Below are 15,771 nucleotides of genomic sequence, written 5' to 3' on the forward strand. Positions count from 1 at the left end.
CCGAGGAGCCCTTCCCACTCCAGCCCGGCCCAACCCGCGCGTTCGGTTAACTACTCGTACGTAGTGGAACGCCTGCCCGCACACTCCGGCTCGACACCTGCCCAGGCTCAGTCAACTCGGATAGGACTACCGGATGTCCACCCCTCCGCTGTTCCGGTACGTGGGACCGCCCGAACTCGCCGCGACCGTCCGGCCCGAAGCCCGCGGGCGAGCCGTCCGCGCCGCCGCGGACCTGGAGGACGAGGACGGCCCGGGAGAGCCACCGCGACGACTGGTTCGTGTGCGCCTCCTGCGACGAGGAACTGCCGCCCGCCTGGAACGTGGACGCGGGACCGGGCCCGGCGTGATCCCGGGCGCCAACGGCTCGGGCCGTGCGATCAGTCGGTGGAGGATCGCTCGAGGCGCCATGGCCGGGTGGGGCCGGCGCCGCTAGCCTTCCGAGGGTGACGCTCGCGGTGCACAGCGTGGTGCGGCCGCTCCGACCCGTAATCCCCTGCGAAGGTGGAACGCGTGAAGGCTATCCGTCGATTCACCGTGCGCCCCGTCCTCCCCGAGACCCTCTCGCCGCTCGCCGACCTCGCGCGCAACCTGCGCTGGTCCTGGCACGCCGAGACCCGTGAGCTGTTCCAATCCGTCGATCCCGAGGGCTGGCAGGCCGCCGGCGGGGATCCCGTCCGGCTGCTCGGCGCCGTGTCCGCCGCGCGGATCACCGAGCTCGCCGCGGACCGGCGGTTCCTGAGGCGGCTCGCCGTCGCCGCCGCCGACCTCGATGACTACGTCCACGGCGGGAGGTGGTACCAGAGCCACGAGGCGGCCGCGGAGCTGCCCGCCGGCATCGCCTACTTCTCGCCCGAGTTCGGGATCACCGCCGCCCTGCCCCAGTACTCCGGCGGGCTCGGGATCCTCGCCGGGGACCATCTCAAGGCCGCCAGCGACCTCGGCGTCCCGCTCATCGGCGTCGGACTGCTGTACCGGCACGGCTACTTCCGCCAGTCCCTCTCCCGGGACGGCTGGCAGCAGGAGCACTATCCGGTGCTCGACCCCAACGAACTGCCCGTCGCGCTCGTGCGCGAGGACGACGGGACCCCCACGCGGGTGTCCCTGAGCCTCCCCGGCGGCCGGGCCCTGCACGCGCACGTCTGGCAGGCCCGCGTCGGCCGGGTGCCGCTCCTGCTCCTCGACTCCGACGTCGAGGACAACGACGCCGTCGCCCGCGAGGTGACCGACCGGCTGTACGGCGGCGGCAGCGACCACCGGCTGCTCCAGGAGATGCTGCTGGGGATCGGGGGAGTGCGGGCCGTCAGGGCCTACTGCCGGATCACCGGGCATCCCGACCCCGAGGTCTTCCACACCAATGAGGGACACGCCGGGTTCCTGGGGCTGGAGCGCATAAGGGAACTGGAGGGGCAGCAGGGACTCGGCTTCGACGCCGCCGTCGAGGCGGTGCGCGCGGGGACCGTGTTCACCACGCACACCCCCGTCCCCGCCGGCATCGACCGCTTCGACCGGGCCCTGGTCGCCCGCCACTTCGGCGAAGGCGGCGAACTGGCCGGCGTATCCGTCGACCGGATCCTGGCGCTCGGCGCCGAGACCTACCCCGGCGGCGACCCCGGGGTGTTCAACATGGCGGTCATGGGCCTGCGCCTGGCCCAGCGGGCCAACGGGGTCTCCACCCTGCACGGCGCCGTCAGCCGCGAGATGTTCGCCGGGCTGTGGCCGGGCTTCGACCCCGCCGACGTACCCATCACCTCGGTGACCAACGGCGTGCACGCCCCGACCTGGGTGGCGCCCGAGGTCGTCAGGCTCGGCGCGAAGCAGATCGGCGCCGGCCGCACCGAGGACGCCCTCTCCGTCGGCGGCTCCCAGCGCTGGGACGCCGTCGCCGACATCCCCGACCAGGACGTCTGGGACCTGCGCCGGGTGCTCAGGGAGCAGCTCGTACAAGAGGTACGGGACCGCCTGCGCACCTCCTGGCGCCAGCGCGGGGCTGCCGACGCCGAACTCGGCTGGGTGGACTCGGTCCTCGACCCCGACGTGCTGACCATCGGGTTCGCCCGCCGGGTGCCGTCCTACAAGCGGCTCACGCTGATGCTGCGCGACCCCGACCGGCTGCGCCGCCTGCTGCTGGACCCGGACCGGCCCGTGCAGATCGTGGTCGCGGGCAAGGCGCACCCGGCCGACGACGGCGGGAAGCGGCTCGTCCAGGAACTGGTGCGCTTCGCGGACGACCCCCGCGTGCGCCACCGGATCGTGTTCCTGCCCGACTACGGCATGGCCATGGCCCAGAAGCTCTACCCGGGCTGCGACGTCTGGCTCAACAACCCGCTGCGCCCGCTGGAGGCCTGCGGCACCAGCGGGATGAAGGCGGCGCTCAACGGCTGCCTCAACCTGTCCGTCCTGGACGGCTGGTGGGACGAATGGTTCGAGCCGGACTTCGGCTGGGCCATCCCGACCGCCGACGGACTCGGCGCGGACGAGGACCGCCGCGACGACCTGGAGGCGAACGCCCTCTACGACCTGATCGAGGGCCGGGTCGCCCCCCGGTTCTACGACCGGGCCGGCCAGGCCGGACTCCCGGTCCGGTGGATCGAGATGGTCCGGCGCACCCTGGTCTCCCTGGGGCCCAAGGTGCTCGCGGGCCGCATGGTGCGGGAGTACGTGGAGCGGCTCTACGCTCCGGCCGCGCTCTCCCACCGCGCCCTGACCGCGGACGCGGCCCGGGACCTCGCCTGGTGGAAGGGCCGGGTCCGCGCGGCCTGGCCGCAGCTCACCGTCGAGCACGTGGAGGCCCTGACCGCGGGCCCGGTCGGCGGCACCGCCGAACTCGGGGCCACCCTCACCCTGCGCGTGCAGGTCTCCCTCGACGCCCTCGCCCCCGAGGACGTGGAGGTGCAGGCCGTCGCGGGCCGGGTCGACGCGCAGGACGTGATCCAGAGCGGGCGGGCCTTCCCGCTCAAGCCCGCCGGCGGACCCGACCTGGAGGGCCGCTGGCTGTACGAGGGCCCGCTCGCCCTCGACCGTACGGGGCCCTTCGGCTACACCGTACGGATCCTGCCGGCACACCCGCTGCTGGCGACCCCGGCCGAACTGGGTCTGGTCGCGGGCCCCGCCACGGGCACGGACACGGACACGGGAGGCGGTGTCGTGCTGCGCTGACGGCCCAGGCCGTCCAGGGCAGACCTTCAGGGGCAGAGCTTCAGGGGGCGGGCGGCGGGTCCACCAGCCGCCCGTCCTCCACCAGCATCCCGGCCCGCTTGACGCTGCGCAGGGCCGGGATCACCTCCACCTGCCCCACCCCGTCCACCGCGCCGATCCGCTCGGTCAGGTACGTGTACAGGGCGTCCGTGTCCCGGCACACCACCACCGCCATCAGCGAGGCGGCGCCGGTCACGGCCGCCGCGAAGGCCACCTCGCGGTGGCCCGCCAGCGCTGCCCCCACCTGCGCCAGCCGGGCGGGCGGAACGGTCAGCACGATCGTCGCCTCCGCCTCGTAGCCGAAGAGAGCCGGGACGAACTCCACGTCGAAGAAGACCGCCCCCACCTCGCGCAGCCGCTCCAGCCTGCGCCGCGCGGTGGACTCCGACAGGCCACTGGAACGGGCCAGTTCCGGGTACCCGGCGCGGCCGTCCCGGCCCAGCACCGAGAGCAGGGCCAGCTCCGCCTCGTCGAGCACGCACCGCTGCGGACCCGGATCGGCGGCCGGCCTTTCCAGGGCCGCGGCCTGGTCCGGGCCCAGGACGTCCAGGCCGACCCAGGCGTCGGGCCCCCCGAAGAACTTCCGCAGGATGGTGTGGGCACTCACGCCGGTCACCCGGCGGGTCCGCGGCAGCTTCTCCAGCAGCAGGGCGTCCCGGTCCTGGCGGGTACGGGCCCGGGTCATGCAGTGGATCTCGGTACCGCCCGAGCCCAGGGTCACCCACGCGATGTCCGGGCGGCGGGCGAGCGCCTCGGCCACCGGCAGCGCGGCGTCGGGAGCGCACTGCACCCGCAGCCAGGACTCGAAGAGCCCGACGCGGCTGCCCAGCGGCAGTCCGACGACCCGGATCAGGCCGGTGGTCCGCAGTCGCCGGTAGCGCCGTACAACGGTCTGGTCGGAGACCCCCAGGACCTCGGCCAGCCGGCTGAAGGGGGCCCGGCCGTCGATCGTGAGGGCCTGGACCAGGGACCGGTCGAGGAGATCCAGCTCCGTATCGTTCACGGTTTCCATCATTCCAGACGGTGAGATGAGGGAAATCCGGCGTCGGATGGCTGCTGGGTGGGGGGTGCCGGGGGCGGGCTGACATCGTGTGGGAGGCGGAAGCCGCGCCCGGGCCATCCGCCCGGTGCCCCGCCCCCGCACCGCCCCACCCCTGCCCCGGACACCCCCAGGAGTACCCCCATGCGCAAATGGCTGCCGTTGACGGCGGTGTGTCTCGGAGCCTTCATGCTCCTGGTCGACGTCACGATCGTGACCGTCGCCCTGCCCGACATGGCCGCCGACATGCACACCGGGTTCTCCGGGCTCCAGTGGGTGATGGACGGCTACGCGCTCGCCCTGGCCGCCCTGCTGCTCGGCGCGGGATCGCTCGCCGACCGGATCGGCCGCCGCCGCGTCTACCTCGGCGGCCTCGGCCTCTTCGCCGTCTCCTCCCTCGCCTGCGGCCTGGCCGAGGGCCCGGCCGCGCTCGTCGCCTTCCGCGCCGTCCAGGGCATCGGCGGCGCCGCGATGTTCGCCACCACCATGGCCCTGCTCAGCTCCGCCTACCAGGGACGCGACCGGGGCGTCGCCTTCGGCGTCTGGGGCGCGGTCAACGGAGCCGCCGCCGCGGCCGGTCCGATCATCGGCGGGCTGCTCACCGAGCAGTTCGGCTGGCGCTGGATCTTCTTCATCAACCTGCCGGTCTGCGCCCTCGCCGTGTACGTCACCCTCAAGGCCGTCACCGAGTCCCGCGACCCGCACGCCAAGGGCCTGGATCTGCCCGGCATGGCCACCTTCACCGCAGGCGCCGCGGCCGTCACCTACGCCCTCATCCGCGGCGGAGAGAACGGCTGGACCTCCGCGACCACCCTGGCGCTGTTCGCCCTGAGCGCCGCCGCCTTCGCCGCCTTCATCCTGGTCGAACTGCGCAGCTCCCGCCCGATGCTGGACCTCTCGCTGTTCCGCAGCCCGACCTTCGTGGCCGTCATGGCCGCCGCGCTGCTGATGTCCGGCGCCGCCTTCGGGTACCTGATGTACGTCTCCCTGTGGCTGCAGAGCGCCGAGGGCATGAGCCCGGTCGCCGCCGGTCTGACGATGCTCCCGATGAGCCTGGCCGCCTTCGTGGTCGCCGCCGTGACCGGCAAGCTGATGCACGGGGCCCCGGCCCGGATCACCATCGGCGGCGGGCTGTTCCTGATCGGCGCGGGCGCCCTGCTCATGGGCTGGATGCTGGACACCGGGGACGGCTGGACGGCGCTCGTCGCCGGACTGGCGGTCACCGGTCTGGGTGTCGGCATGATCTCCCCGGCCCTCGCGGCCGCCGCGATGGGGGCCGTGCCCCCGGCCCGCGCGGGGATGGCGGGCGGCGCCCTCAACACCGCGCGCCAGCTGGGCATGGCCCTGGGCATCGCGGTGCTCGGCGCCGTCTTCCAGTCCGGTCTGGAGGACGGTCTGGCCGGCTCCGGCCAGCCGCACGGCACGGCCGAGGCACTGGCCGGCGGCGGGGCCGGACAGCTGTTGCACGCGGCCCCGGCGGCCCGGCACTGGGTGGAGGCGGCCTTCGCGAGCGGGCTGCGCGACACCTTCTGGGTCTCGGGGGCGATGGGCCTGGCCGGGGCGCTGATCCTGGTCGTCCTGGTCCGCCGGCCGGCCGCTGCCGCGGGTGCCCCCGCCGGCGCCGCCCCCGCTGCCGCCGGGGCTCCGGCCGCGGTGCCGGGTCAGGGCTCCGGGGCGGAGCGGGGCGCCGGACACGCCGCCGTCTGAGCGACCCGGGCGGGCGTACGGGGCCGCGCGCGAAGGCCCGTACGTCGCCCCTTCGCGCGGCCCTCGTACGCCCCGAATCTGCTCCGGATCCGGGGCGTACGCGCGTTCGGGCCAGGAGGGGACCGTGAGGGTGAACCCTCGAACGCACTGCCGTGCCGAATCGTTTCTGCGTGCGCCTCCACTCCTACGCTGCCCGCGGATGCCACCGCATCAGGCGTCCGAGGAACCCGAGGAACGGACTCCCCCATGCGTCTTCGTACCACCGCCACCGCACTCCTAGGCGCCCTCGCGCTGGTCCTGCCGACCGCCGGGCTGTCGTACGCCAACGACCACGACGACCGCGAGAGCCTCGGCACGCTGCACTACCGGTACAGCGACGAGGTTGACACGCGGTACGGCTGGATCGAGCCCGCGGGCAACGACACCTGCTACCCGCTGACGCACGCTTCGCGGAACCACCCGGCCTTCCATGTGCGCAACGAAACGGAATCGCAGGCGCTGCTGTTCGAGGGCCGTTCCTGCGGCGGCCAGGCCGTGGAGACGCTGCAGCCGGGCGAGCGGGCGGACGACCTGTCGGTCCGCTCGGTCTCCTTCCAGCCGACCGATGCCTGGGACCACGACGGACGGCACGACGACGACTGGAGCGACGACGAGGACCGCAGCATCGGCGGCCGCGCCGCCGCCGCACCGGCCGACGGGACCTCGAAGATCCTCGACTCGGTCTTCAGCTCCGTCGGCTGACCCCACCGACCGCGAAGGGCCCGGCTCCCCCTGGGGGAGCCGGGCCCTTCACCTGTCCCGGGGCCTCAGTGACCGGCGGGCCGGTCCGCGCCCGCCGCGAGCCAGCGCACCACGTCCGCGGCCGTGTACGGCTCGGCGTTCGGGGCCAGCTCCGTGAGGAAGGACAGGTCCTTGCCGATCGTCACCAGCGGGGGCTCCACCCGGCCGTGCGGCCGGCGCTGGGCCAGCCCGATCGTGGCCAGCAGCCCGTTGCACAGGCACTGGCGGCCCTTGGTGTCGGCGGCGTCGCCGCCCTTGCGGACGTAGGCCGCGACCGGCTCGGCCGCGCACCGGTACACCAGACCGCGCGGACCCCGTACCGGAGTGCGCAGGAACCCGAGGTCGCAGACCCGGCGCCGGGTCTCGGACACCTCCGGCTCGGAGACCGTCCCGGGCAGGTCCGCCACCTTGAACGGGAACGAGGTCGGGGAGGCCTCGGGGTCGTTGCGGACCGAGAGGGTGCCGGTGTGCGCCCGCTCCAGCAGCTCCTCGCGCAGGTGGCGGGCCATGCCCGACTCCTCGCACAGGGCGAACGCGCTGCCGACCTGGACCCCGGCCGCGCCCTCGGCCAGCGCCCCGGCGACGGCCTCGGGACTGGCCTGGCCGCCTGCGAGCCAGAACGGCAGCCCGAGCGCCGTCATCTTGGCGAGGTCGGGGTTGTCGCGCGGTCCGTAGACCGGCTCGCCGTCCTCGTCGAGCTTCATCGGGCCGCGCGGCGGGGCGCTGTGGCCGCCGGCCTGGCTGGTCTCGATCACGAAGCCGTCGGGGCGGGTGATCTCGTCCCGGGCCAGGTAGGTGGCCAGGACCGGGAGCGAGACGATGGCCAGCACGTGGGGGCGGCGCAGCGGGCCGGGCAGGTGCCCGGCGAGCAGGGCCGCCGGGTCGAAGAGGTGCTCGAGCGGCTCCTCGTCCCCTTCTACGTGGATCTTGCTCACGCAGCGTTCGTAGACCGCCAGCCTCGAGGCGAGGGCAGGGATCTGACCGGGGACTCCCGCGCCCACGAGCACGTAGTCGACGCCTGCCAGGATCGCGCCGAACATTGCGGGGGCCGTGGCGAGCTGGATCTTCTCCAGGTAGTTGATGCCGATGACACCGTCATGTCCCTCCTTGGCGAGCCAGACCTCGACGAAGTTGCCGAGGACGGTAAGGATCTCGGCCTGCGATCCGCCCGTCGCCCGCAGTCGCGGGGTGGTGCGCATCGCCACGCCTTCCGCGAGGCCTTCCTCGCGGAAGTAGAGGTCGAGGGCGGACTGGGCGAGCTCCGGTAGCGGGAAGGCCGCCAGCGCCCGGCGGGCGTGGCCGCCGGGGTCGCCGGTCTGCAGCACGCGGGCCAGCACGACGTCCAGGGCCGTGCCGGAGACCACGCCCAACTGACCCTCGCCGGACACGGCCTTGGCCAGCCGCCAGCCGGAGACGCCGACGCCCATGCCGCCCTGGATGAGCCAGGGGTGCTGCGCGGCGGGGGCGTTCGTGGGGGGCTGCGGCATGGGTCACGTCCTCGGAATCACCCGAACCTACGGTTCCGTAGGTTCGCTGAATTCCACTATGACGCCGGCCCGGCCGGTCGGCGGACGCCGAAGGTCCCGGCCCTGGGGGTACGTGGACCCCGGCGGCCGGGCCCAATGGAACGGTGCCCCATGGAACAGGGCCGCCCGGGGAGGTTTCCTCCCGGGCGGCCCCGTGGTCTAGCGGATCAGCTCTGGTTCACAGCCGGCCCCGGTGGGGGTCAGAAGGTGAGCTTCCAGCTGTCGATCTTGCCGGTGTCGAGGTTCGCGTTGTCGTTGACCCGGAGCTTCCAGACGCCCTGGGCGACCTCGGAGGAGGCGTTGACCGTGACGGACTTGATGATGTTGTCCGCGCTGCCGCCGGTGCGGTTGTGCAGGTTGTACAGGGTGCCGTCGGGGGCGACGAGGTCGACCTTCAGGTCACCGATGTACGTGTGCAGGATGTTCACGTCCACCTTGAGCGTGCTCGGGGCGTTGCCCGTGCGGTTCACGGTGATCGGGGAGTCGACCGTCGCGTTGTCGGCGATCGCGAAGTCGGTGGTGTTCTCGAACACCGACGGCTGCGAGGTACCGACGGTCCAGACGAAGGACGCCGTACCGGTCTGGTTCGCCGAGTCCGTCACCGTGACCGTGGTGTTGTACGTACCGGCGGTGGAGGCGGTCCCGGAGATCAGGCCGGTCGAGGAGTTGATCGACAGCCCGGTCGGCAGACCGGTCGCCGCGTAGCTCAGGGCGCCGGCGTTGGTGCTGCTGGCCTGGATCTGGAGGCTGGCGGCGCTGCCCGTGACGGTGTTCTGGTTACCGGGGTTGGTGACCGAGACACCGGCGACGATGCGGGGACCGACGTTGATGGCGGCCCAGGCGTTGGCGGCGTTGTTGTACGTGGTCGAGCCCAGGCCGTAGAGGTCGGCGGCGGCCTTCAGCGTCTGGACGCGGGCGTCGGCGTAGTTGGTGGTCGACTTGAAGTAGCCCACCGTCAGCGCGCGGAACCAGATCTTCGAGGCGGCGTCGCGGCCGATCGCGGTGACCGGCAGACCGTCGGAGGTCGGCGAGTCGTAGCTGACCCCGTTGACGACCTTGGTGCCGGAGCCCTCGGAGGCCAGGTAGTACCAGTGGTTGGCCGGGCCCGAGGAGTAGTGGACGTCGATGGAGCCGATGCCCGAGTACCAGGCGTCCTTGGACGAGCCGTCCTTGCTGGGCTTGTCCATGTAGCGCAGCGGGGTGCCGTTGCCGCGGATGTCGATCTTCTCGCCGACCAGGTAGTCGCCGACGTCCTGCGGGTTGTTGGCGTTGAACTCGACGGCCGCCGCGAAGATGTCGGAGGTCGCCTCGTTCAGGCCGCCGGACTCGCCCGAGTAGGTCATGTTGCCGGTGACCGAGGTCAGACCGTGGGTCATCTCGTGCGCGGCCACGTCGATCGAGGTCAGCGGCTTGGTGTTGCCCGTGCCGTCGCCGTACGTCATGCAGAAGCAGGAGTCGCTCCAGAACGCGTTGACGTACGCGTTGCCGTAGTGGACCCGGCTGTACGGGGCCACGCCGTCGTTGCGCAGGCCGTTGCGGCCGTGCACGTTCTTGTAGTAGTCCCACGTCAGCTGGGCGCCGTAGTGCGCGTCCGCGCCCGCGGTCTCCCGGCTGGAGGCGGCGCCGGTGCCCCAGATGTCGTCCGGGCCGGAGAAGAGGGTGCCCGAGCCGCTGCCCGTGCCCCCGTTGAGGTCGTAGGTCTTGTGGCTGCCGCGCCCGGCGTCGGTCAGCGTGAAGTTGCTGCCCGAGGGGGAGGTGCCCAGGGTGACCTGACCGCTGTACATGGTGTTGCCGGTGCCGGTCTCGATGGCCTGCCAGTCGGTGATCTTCGCGCCGGTCTTGGCGTTGGTGATCACGTGCAGCTCGCTGGGCGTGCCGTCGTGCTGGACACCGCCGACGACCGTCTCGAAGGCGAGGACCGGGATGCCGTTGGCGGCCCAGATCACCTTGCGCGCGCCCTTGGATGCCTTGGTGTCCTTGGAGCCCGCGGCCTTGGCGGAGGAGATCGCCGCGGCGTCGGCCGAGGCCGGGGTGACGGTGGCGGTGGTGTCCGCGACCTTGATGTCGGCGTTGGTGGCCTTGGTGACGCTCTTGGTGACACCGTCCTTGGCGTGGACGGTCAGGTCACCGCCGAGCACCGGTATGCCGTTGTAGGTGCGCTCGTACGTGGTGTGCGTGGTGCCGTCCGCGTCCTTGACCACGTCACGGACGATGAGCTTCTCCGTGCCGGCGAGGCCCAGGGCCTTGGCCGCCTGCGCGGTGGTGGAGTTGGCCTCGGCCAGGAGCGTCGCACGCTCCGAAGCGCTGAGTGCGCGGTTCTCCGCGCCGGGGTTGACCTGGGCGACCGAAGCGGCCTTCGACGCGGTGGCGTCGGCGTTGGCGGATCCGGTCTGGATGCCTACGGCGAGGAGAGCGGCCGCGGCAACAAGCGCGCCGGCCGTGGTGGCACGCCGCTGGGGGGTGGGACTCAACGCAGACTCCTTCTGCAAGGGGGGTTCCGGATGGCTGGGTGGGCCTCCGGGCAGATCGGGCTGGTGCGAAGAACGGTCGAAGAGTGTCACCTGAGCGACGGGATGTCAGGGCCGCGTCAAAAGGTTGGCCGGAAATCGTTCGTTGTCCGAAGAGACGTATCCGGTATGCGGAACATTCACTTTGGGATGCGAGAGGGGCGTCCGGGGTGTCCGGCGGTCGGAACGCGGACGGCCGACGCTAACGCTTGGGCAACAAGATGTCCGGTTCCCGGAAACGGCATTTAACGTACGGGCGTTTGTCGTACTGTTTCCCGGTGCGCCTGATGTCCACTGTTTGGGGAAGCCGGGGACTCGCGCCATAGTCAGAGACCACGTGCCAGGGGGGCCCATGAGGCATGTCCATATACCTGTGCAAAGAGTGGCCGGTGCGACCCGGCTGTCGGCCATGCCGGCCAGGGGCCTCGGTGACAAGGCCCGTTGGTACCTGCCCGCCGCGGTCATCGCGGACCTGATCGGCGCGGGAATCCCCGTCGGCCTGGTCTTCGGGGCCGCTCAGCAGGCCCGGCCGCTGTACTGCGCGCTCGGCGCGGCTCTTGCCTGGACCGGCGTACAACTGGTGCGCCGGCGCTATGCGGGCCGCGTGCTCGGAGAATCCCGGGGAGTCCTGCCGGTCGTACACGACTGGCTGATTCTTATCGGTGTGCTCGCCGTGGCCCGCGTGGTCACGGGCGAGAACACCCCCCGGCTGTCCGCCCTGGGCGCCCTCGTGCCCGCCCTCCTCGTCACCGTCGCCTGCCACAAGCTGACCTACCGCCACCTCTCCGCCGCCCGGCGCGAGGCCCAGGCAGTGAGCCGGGTGCTGGTCGTCGGCGAGCCCGCCGCCGCCGAGTCCGTCATCGGACACCTCGCCGCGCGCACCGACCACCCGTACGTGGTGGTCGGCGTGGTCCCAGTGGGTCCCGGCGGACTGGACAGCGGGGTCCCCGTGGCCACGCGGCTCGGCTCCGCGATGGCGCAGACCCCGAACGGTGACTCCACCGCCGTGCTCGGCGCCGTCGCCAGCCACCGCGCCGACCTGGTGCTCGTCGCACCGGGGGCGCGTCTGGCGGGCGAGCGGCTGCGGCGGATCTCCTGGGCCCTGCACGACGCCGGGCTCGAACTGGCGGTCTTCCCCGGCCTGGTGGAGGTCTCCGTCAAGAGGCTGGAGACCCTGTCCGCGGGCGGCCTGGCCATACTGCGGGTGGCGCCGCCGGTGAGCCGCGGCATGCAGCCCCTGCTGAAGTCCGTACTGGACCGCGCGGGCGCGGCGATCGGACTGGTCCTGCTGTCGCCGGCCTTCCTCGCGATGGTCCTGGCGATCCGCTTCGGCTCGCGCGGGCCGGCCTTCTACCGGCAGCGGCGCATAGGCCGCGACGGGGTCCCCTTCGTCATGTGGAAGTTCCGCACGATGGTCGTGGACGCCGATGCCCGCAAGGCCGAGCTGTCCGGGGCCAACGAGAACGACGGCCTGATGTTCAAGATGCGCCGCGACCCCCGGGTGACCCGGGTGGGCCGGCTGCTGCGCCGCACGTCCATGGACGAACTGCCCCAGCTGATCAATGTGGTGGCGGGCGATATGTCCCTGGTCGGCCCGCGCCCGCCGCTTCCGGAGGAGGTGGCGGAGTACGACGAGGTCGAACTGCGCCGGCTCGCGGTGCGGCCGGGGATGACCGGGCTGTGGCAGATCAGCGGGCGGTCCGACCTCTCGTGGGACGAAACGATCCAGCTCGACCTGCAGTACGTGGACAACTGGTCGTTCACCAGTGACGTCGACGTCATGGGCCGCACGCTCCGCGCCGTCGTCGACGGTCGCGGAGCGTACTGAGGCACCGGGGCACCCCGCTTGGGATCAGCCCTGCGCGGGGGCCTTCCCGGCGCTCTGCTCGGCGCTCTGCGCACGCCACCAGGCGTACGTGGAGGCGATGCCCTCGCGCAGCGGGATCGCGGGCTTCCAGCCGAGCCCGGTCAGCCGGGTCACGTCCAGCAGCTTGCGGGGCGTCCCGTCGGGCTTGGTGGTGTCCCAGGCGAGCCTGCCCCGGAAGCCGGTCACCTCGGCGACGGTCTCCGCGAGGGCCTTGATGGTGAGGTCCTCGCCGCAGCCGATGTTCACCGGCTCGGCGCCGTCGTACTCGCGCAGCAGCACGGCGCAGGCGGCGGCCAGGTCGTCCACGTGCAGGAACTCCCGGCGGGGCGTCCCCGATCCCCACAGCGTGACCTCCTCGCGGCCCTCGGCGGAGGCCTCGTGGAAGCGGCGGATGAGGGCGGGCAGGACGTGCGAGGACTCCAGGTCGAAGTTGTCGCCCGGGCCGTAGAGGTTCGTGGGCATGGCGGAGATGTACGAGGCCCCGTACTGCTTGCGGTACGACTGGACCTGGACGATGCCGGCGATCTTCGCCAGGGCGTACGCCTCGTTCGTCGGCTCCAGCGGGCCCGTCAGCAGGGCGTCCTCGCTGATGGGCTGCGGGGCCAGCTTGGGGTAGATGCAGGAGGAGCCGAGGAACAGCAGCCGGCCGACCTCCGCGGCGTGCGCCCCGGCGACGACGCTCAGCTGGATCCTGAGGTTGTCCTCCAGGAACTGCACCGGGAACGTGCTGTTGGCCATGATCCCGCCGACCTTGGCGGCGGCCAGGACGACGGCGTCGGGCCGCACGTCCCGCAGGTACGCCGCGGTCGCGGCGGCATCGCGCAGATCGAGGTCGGCGCGGCCGCGGGTGAGCACCTCGTACCCGTCGGCGGTGAGCCGGCGGACGACCGCGGACCCCACGAGGCCGCGGTGTCCGGCGACGAAGACGCGGGCGTTCGGGGGCAGGAACGGCGAACTTGTCATACCGCCGATGATGCCAGTCCGCTGTCCGCGGTTTTACGGGGGAGCCCCGGCGTTGCCCTTCTCGACGCGCCCCTCGCACCGCTCGGCCCTGGCGGGCCTCCCGGGCTTCGCGCCGCTGCGCCGGGCTCCGTCCGGCGGTGGCCGGTCGAGGTTGCCGCCACCGCCGCCGCCCGGCGCGGGGTCCGGTGGGCGGGTGCGGGTGTCCGGCCCTGCGGGGCGGAGTTCCCCTACCCGCCCTTCCACCGTTCCCCAGGCGCTGCCCGGACCCGGTCCTCAAGCGCCGGACGGGCTGGGAAGGGGTGCCGGGCCGCGCCCGGACCCCGTGGGGCTGCGCCCCGGGCCCCGGTCCTCGAGCGCCGGGTGGGGCCGGTTGGTGTGAGCCCGGGCCCGGAGGGTCCGTGGGGCGGGCGGATTCAGGGTGGTAACGGCCAGTCCGGTACATACCGCCCCGCAAGGGGGCGAGGGGGCTCGATCCGGCGGGAGGGGCTTCCGGTGGAACGTGTACGGTACCCATCCGGTACCCGTCTCCAGCCCCCTGGCGGCGGACCGCGCAGCATCCCGGGCCCGGCCCCACTCCGCATCCGGCGGCCGGCCCGAACACCGGGGGCGCGGCCCCGGACCGAACTCCGGAGCCTGGTCCCGACCCGGCCCCGGAGCCTCGGTCCCGAGCCGTACTCCGGTGCCCGGTCCGGACCCCGGACCGGGCTCCCGGTTCCGACCCCGGGTCTTGGTTCCGGCCCGGAGCCGGTTCCGGCCCGGAGCCGGTTCCGGCCCGGAGCCGGTTCCGACCCGGAGCCGGTTCCGACCCGGGTTTTGGTTCCGGCCCGGAGCCGGTTCCGACCCCGGGCCCGGCCCCGACCCCGCTCCGGACGAGGCCCCGTGCCCCGCCCGGGGCCCCGTATGGCGAGGTGTGACCCCGAGTCCGGTCGGGGGTGCGCCTCGAGTCACACCCCGGGGCGTCCGCCCCGAAACGAACGGCTTCGGCCCGTACTACGGGGCGCAGCCACGACCGCACCGCACCGCAACGATCCCCAGGGGGACCCAATGGGCAAGACCGCGCTGATCACCGGCGTCACCGGGCAGGACGGCTCGTACCTCGCAGAGCTCCTGCTCTCCAAGGGCTACACGGTGCACGGGCTCGTGCGGCGGTCCTCCAGCTTCAACACGGAGCGGATCGACCACATCTACCAGGACCCGCAGACGGCGAACCGGTCGCTCGTGCTGCACCACGCCGACCTCTCCGACGGCGTCGCTCTGGTGAACCTGCTCCGCGAGATACGCCCCGACGAGGTCTACAACCTCGGCGCCCAGTCGCACGTCCGCGTCTCCTTCGACGCCCCGCTCTACACCGGCGACGTGACCGGCCTCGGCGCCCTGCGCCTGCTGGAGGCGATCCGGGCCAGCGGCGTGGACACCCGTATCTACCAGGCCTCCTCCTCGGAGATGTTCGGCGCCACCCCGCCCCCGCAGAACGAGGCCACCCCGTTCCACCCGCGCAGCCCGTACGGCGCCGCGAAGGTGTTCGCGTACTGGACGACGGTGAACTACCGCGAGGCGTACGGAATGTTCGCCGTCAACGGGATCCTCTTCAACCACGAGTCCCCGCGCCGCGGCGAGACCTTCGTGACCCGCAAGATCACCCGCGCGGTCGCCCGGATCAAGGCCGGCCTCCAGGAGAAGCTCTACCTCGGCAACCTCGACGCCGTCCGCGACTGGGGCTACGCCCCGGAGTACGTGGACGCCATGTGGCGGATGCTCCAGCAGGACGAGGCCACCGACTACGTCGTGGCCACCGGCGTCGCCGCCACCGTCCGCGAGTTCGTCGAGGCCTCCTTCACGCACGCCGGTCTCGACTGGAACGAGCACGTGCGCTACGACCCCAAGTACGAGCGCCCCAGCGAGGTCGACGCCCTGATCGGCGACGCCTCCAAGGCCAACGACCTGCTCGGCTGGAAGCCGACGGTCCTGGTGGCCGAACTGGCCCGGATCATGGTGGACTCCGATATCCGGCAGGTCGAGGACCAACTGGCGGGCGCCAGCGTCCGCATCGACCGCTGAGGCCATATATTTCACCTACGATTTGCTCTGTCCCGGCCATTCGCGCAGCTAACGGCGGGTGTGGCCGGGGCAAATCTGCCGTATGTCCGTAGTGCTCCATCCACACCGGACCCGTTGATTCCAAGTTGG

General features: G+C 72.6%; 9 protein-coding genes. 5 read left to right on the forward strand and 4 right to left on the reverse strand.

Annotation, left to right across the window (positions count from 1 at the left end):
• The first annotated feature begins 510 nt into the window (after window positions 1-510).
• Entirely contained in the window at window positions 511-3,156 is a 2,646-nt protein-coding gene (glgP, locus tag OG435_RS30960; RefSeq protein ID WP_266881202.1) for an alpha-glucan family phosphorylase, read from the forward strand.
• A 40-nt stretch (window positions 3,157-3,196) separates the two neighbouring features.
• On the opposite strand, the gene OG435_RS30965 is transcribed toward glgP, so the two are convergent.
• Window positions 3,197-4,207 carry an Lrp/AsnC family transcriptional regulator gene (locus tag OG435_RS30965; protein ID WP_266881203.1) on the reverse strand — a complete coding sequence of 337 codons (1,011 nt, stop codon included), beginning with the start codon at window positions 4,205-4,207 and terminating at the stop codon, window positions 3,197-3,199.
• A 171-nt stretch (window positions 4,208-4,378) separates the two neighbouring features.
• Between OG435_RS30965 and OG435_RS30970 the strand changes: the two genes are divergently transcribed.
• Together OG435_RS30970 and OG435_RS30975 are read left to right on the forward strand one after the other, a co-directional pair.
• A complete protein-coding gene (locus OG435_RS30970; protein ID WP_266881204.1) occupies window positions 4,379-5,941 on the forward strand; it encodes an MFS transporter in 1,563 nt (520 codons plus the stop codon).
• Window positions 5,942-6,187: 246 nt separating this feature from the next.
• On the forward strand, window positions 6,188-6,682 hold the full coding sequence (locus OG435_RS30975) for a hypothetical protein (RefSeq protein WP_266881205.1): 495 nt from the start codon (window positions 6,188-6,190) through the stop codon (window positions 6,680-6,682).
• A 65-nt stretch (window positions 6,683-6,747) separates the two neighbouring features.
• Here OG435_RS30975 and OG435_RS30980 read toward each other — a convergent pair whose 3' ends face one another.
• The gene (locus OG435_RS30980; protein ID WP_266881206.1) at window positions 6,748-8,208 is read right to left on the reverse strand and encodes a nitronate monooxygenase; all 1,461 of its coding nucleotides are present in this window, start codon (window positions 8,206-8,208) and stop codon (window positions 6,748-6,750) included.
• A gap of 239 nt (window positions 8,209-8,447) precedes the next feature.
• On the reverse strand, window positions 8,448-10,718 hold the full coding sequence (locus tag OG435_RS30985; protein ID WP_266881207.1) for a M4 family metallopeptidase: 2,271 nt from the start codon (window positions 10,716-10,718) through the stop codon (window positions 8,448-8,450).
• 388 nt (window positions 10,719-11,106) lie between these two features.
• On the opposite strand from OG435_RS30985, the gene OG435_RS30990 reads away from it, so the two are divergent.
• On the forward strand, window positions 11,107-12,582 hold the full coding sequence (locus OG435_RS30990) for a sugar transferase (RefSeq protein ID WP_430625720.1): 1,476 nt from the start codon (window positions 11,107-11,109) through the stop codon (window positions 12,580-12,582).
• 24 nt (window positions 12,583-12,606) lie between these two features.
• Here the strand turns inward: OG435_RS30990 and OG435_RS30995 are convergent, their stop codons facing one another.
• Window positions 12,607-13,584, reverse strand: a complete 978-nt coding sequence (locus tag OG435_RS30995; protein ID WP_266881208.1) for a GDP-L-fucose synthase family protein — start codon at window positions 13,582-13,584, stop codon at window positions 12,607-12,609.
• Window positions 13,585-14,628: 1,044 nt separating this feature from the next.
• Between OG435_RS30995 and gmd the strand changes: the two genes are divergently transcribed.
• The gene (gene gmd / locus OG435_RS31000) at window positions 14,629-15,642 is read left to right on the forward strand and encodes a GDP-mannose 4,6-dehydratase (RefSeq protein ID WP_266881209.1); all 1,014 of its coding nucleotides are present in this window, start codon (window positions 14,629-14,631) and stop codon (window positions 15,640-15,642) included.
• The last annotated feature ends 129 nt before the right edge of the window (window positions 15,643-15,771 follow it).

Origin of the sequence: Streptomyces sp. NBC_01264 (genome assembly GCF_026340675.1) — a bacterium.
Classification (GTDB): Bacteria; Actinomycetota; Actinomycetes; order Streptomycetales; family Streptomycetaceae; genus Streptomyces.

What these genes read in the sequence shown, in the direction of transcription:
- OG435_RS30965 (WP_266881203.1), bottom strand. Translation starts at nt 4,207, where the DNA reads ATGGAAACCGTGAACGATACGGAGCTGGATCTCCTCGACCGGTCCCTG.
- OG435_RS30970 (WP_266881204.1), top strand. Translation starts at nt 4,379, where the DNA reads ATGCGCAAATGGCTGCCGTTGACGGCGGTGTGTCTCGGAGCCTTCATG.
- OG435_RS30975 (WP_266881205.1), top strand. Translation starts at nt 6,188, where the DNA reads ATGCGTCTTCGTACCACCGCCACCGCACTCCTAGGCGCCCTCGCGCTG.
- OG435_RS30980 (WP_266881206.1), bottom strand. Translation starts at nt 8,208, where the DNA reads ATGCCGCAGCCCCCCACGAACGCCCCCGCCGCGCAGCACCCCTGGCTC.
- OG435_RS30990 (WP_430625720.1), top strand. Translation starts at nt 11,107, where the DNA reads ATGAGGCATGTCCATATACCTGTGCAAAGAGTGGCCGGTGCGACCCGG.
- OG435_RS30995 (WP_266881208.1), bottom strand. Translation starts at nt 13,584, where the DNA reads ATGACAAGTTCGCCGTTCCTGCCCCCGAACGCCCGCGTCTTCGTCGCC.
- gmd (WP_266881209.1), top strand. Translation starts at nt 14,629, where the DNA reads ATGGGCAAGACCGCGCTGATCACCGGCGTCACCGGGCAGGACGGCTCG.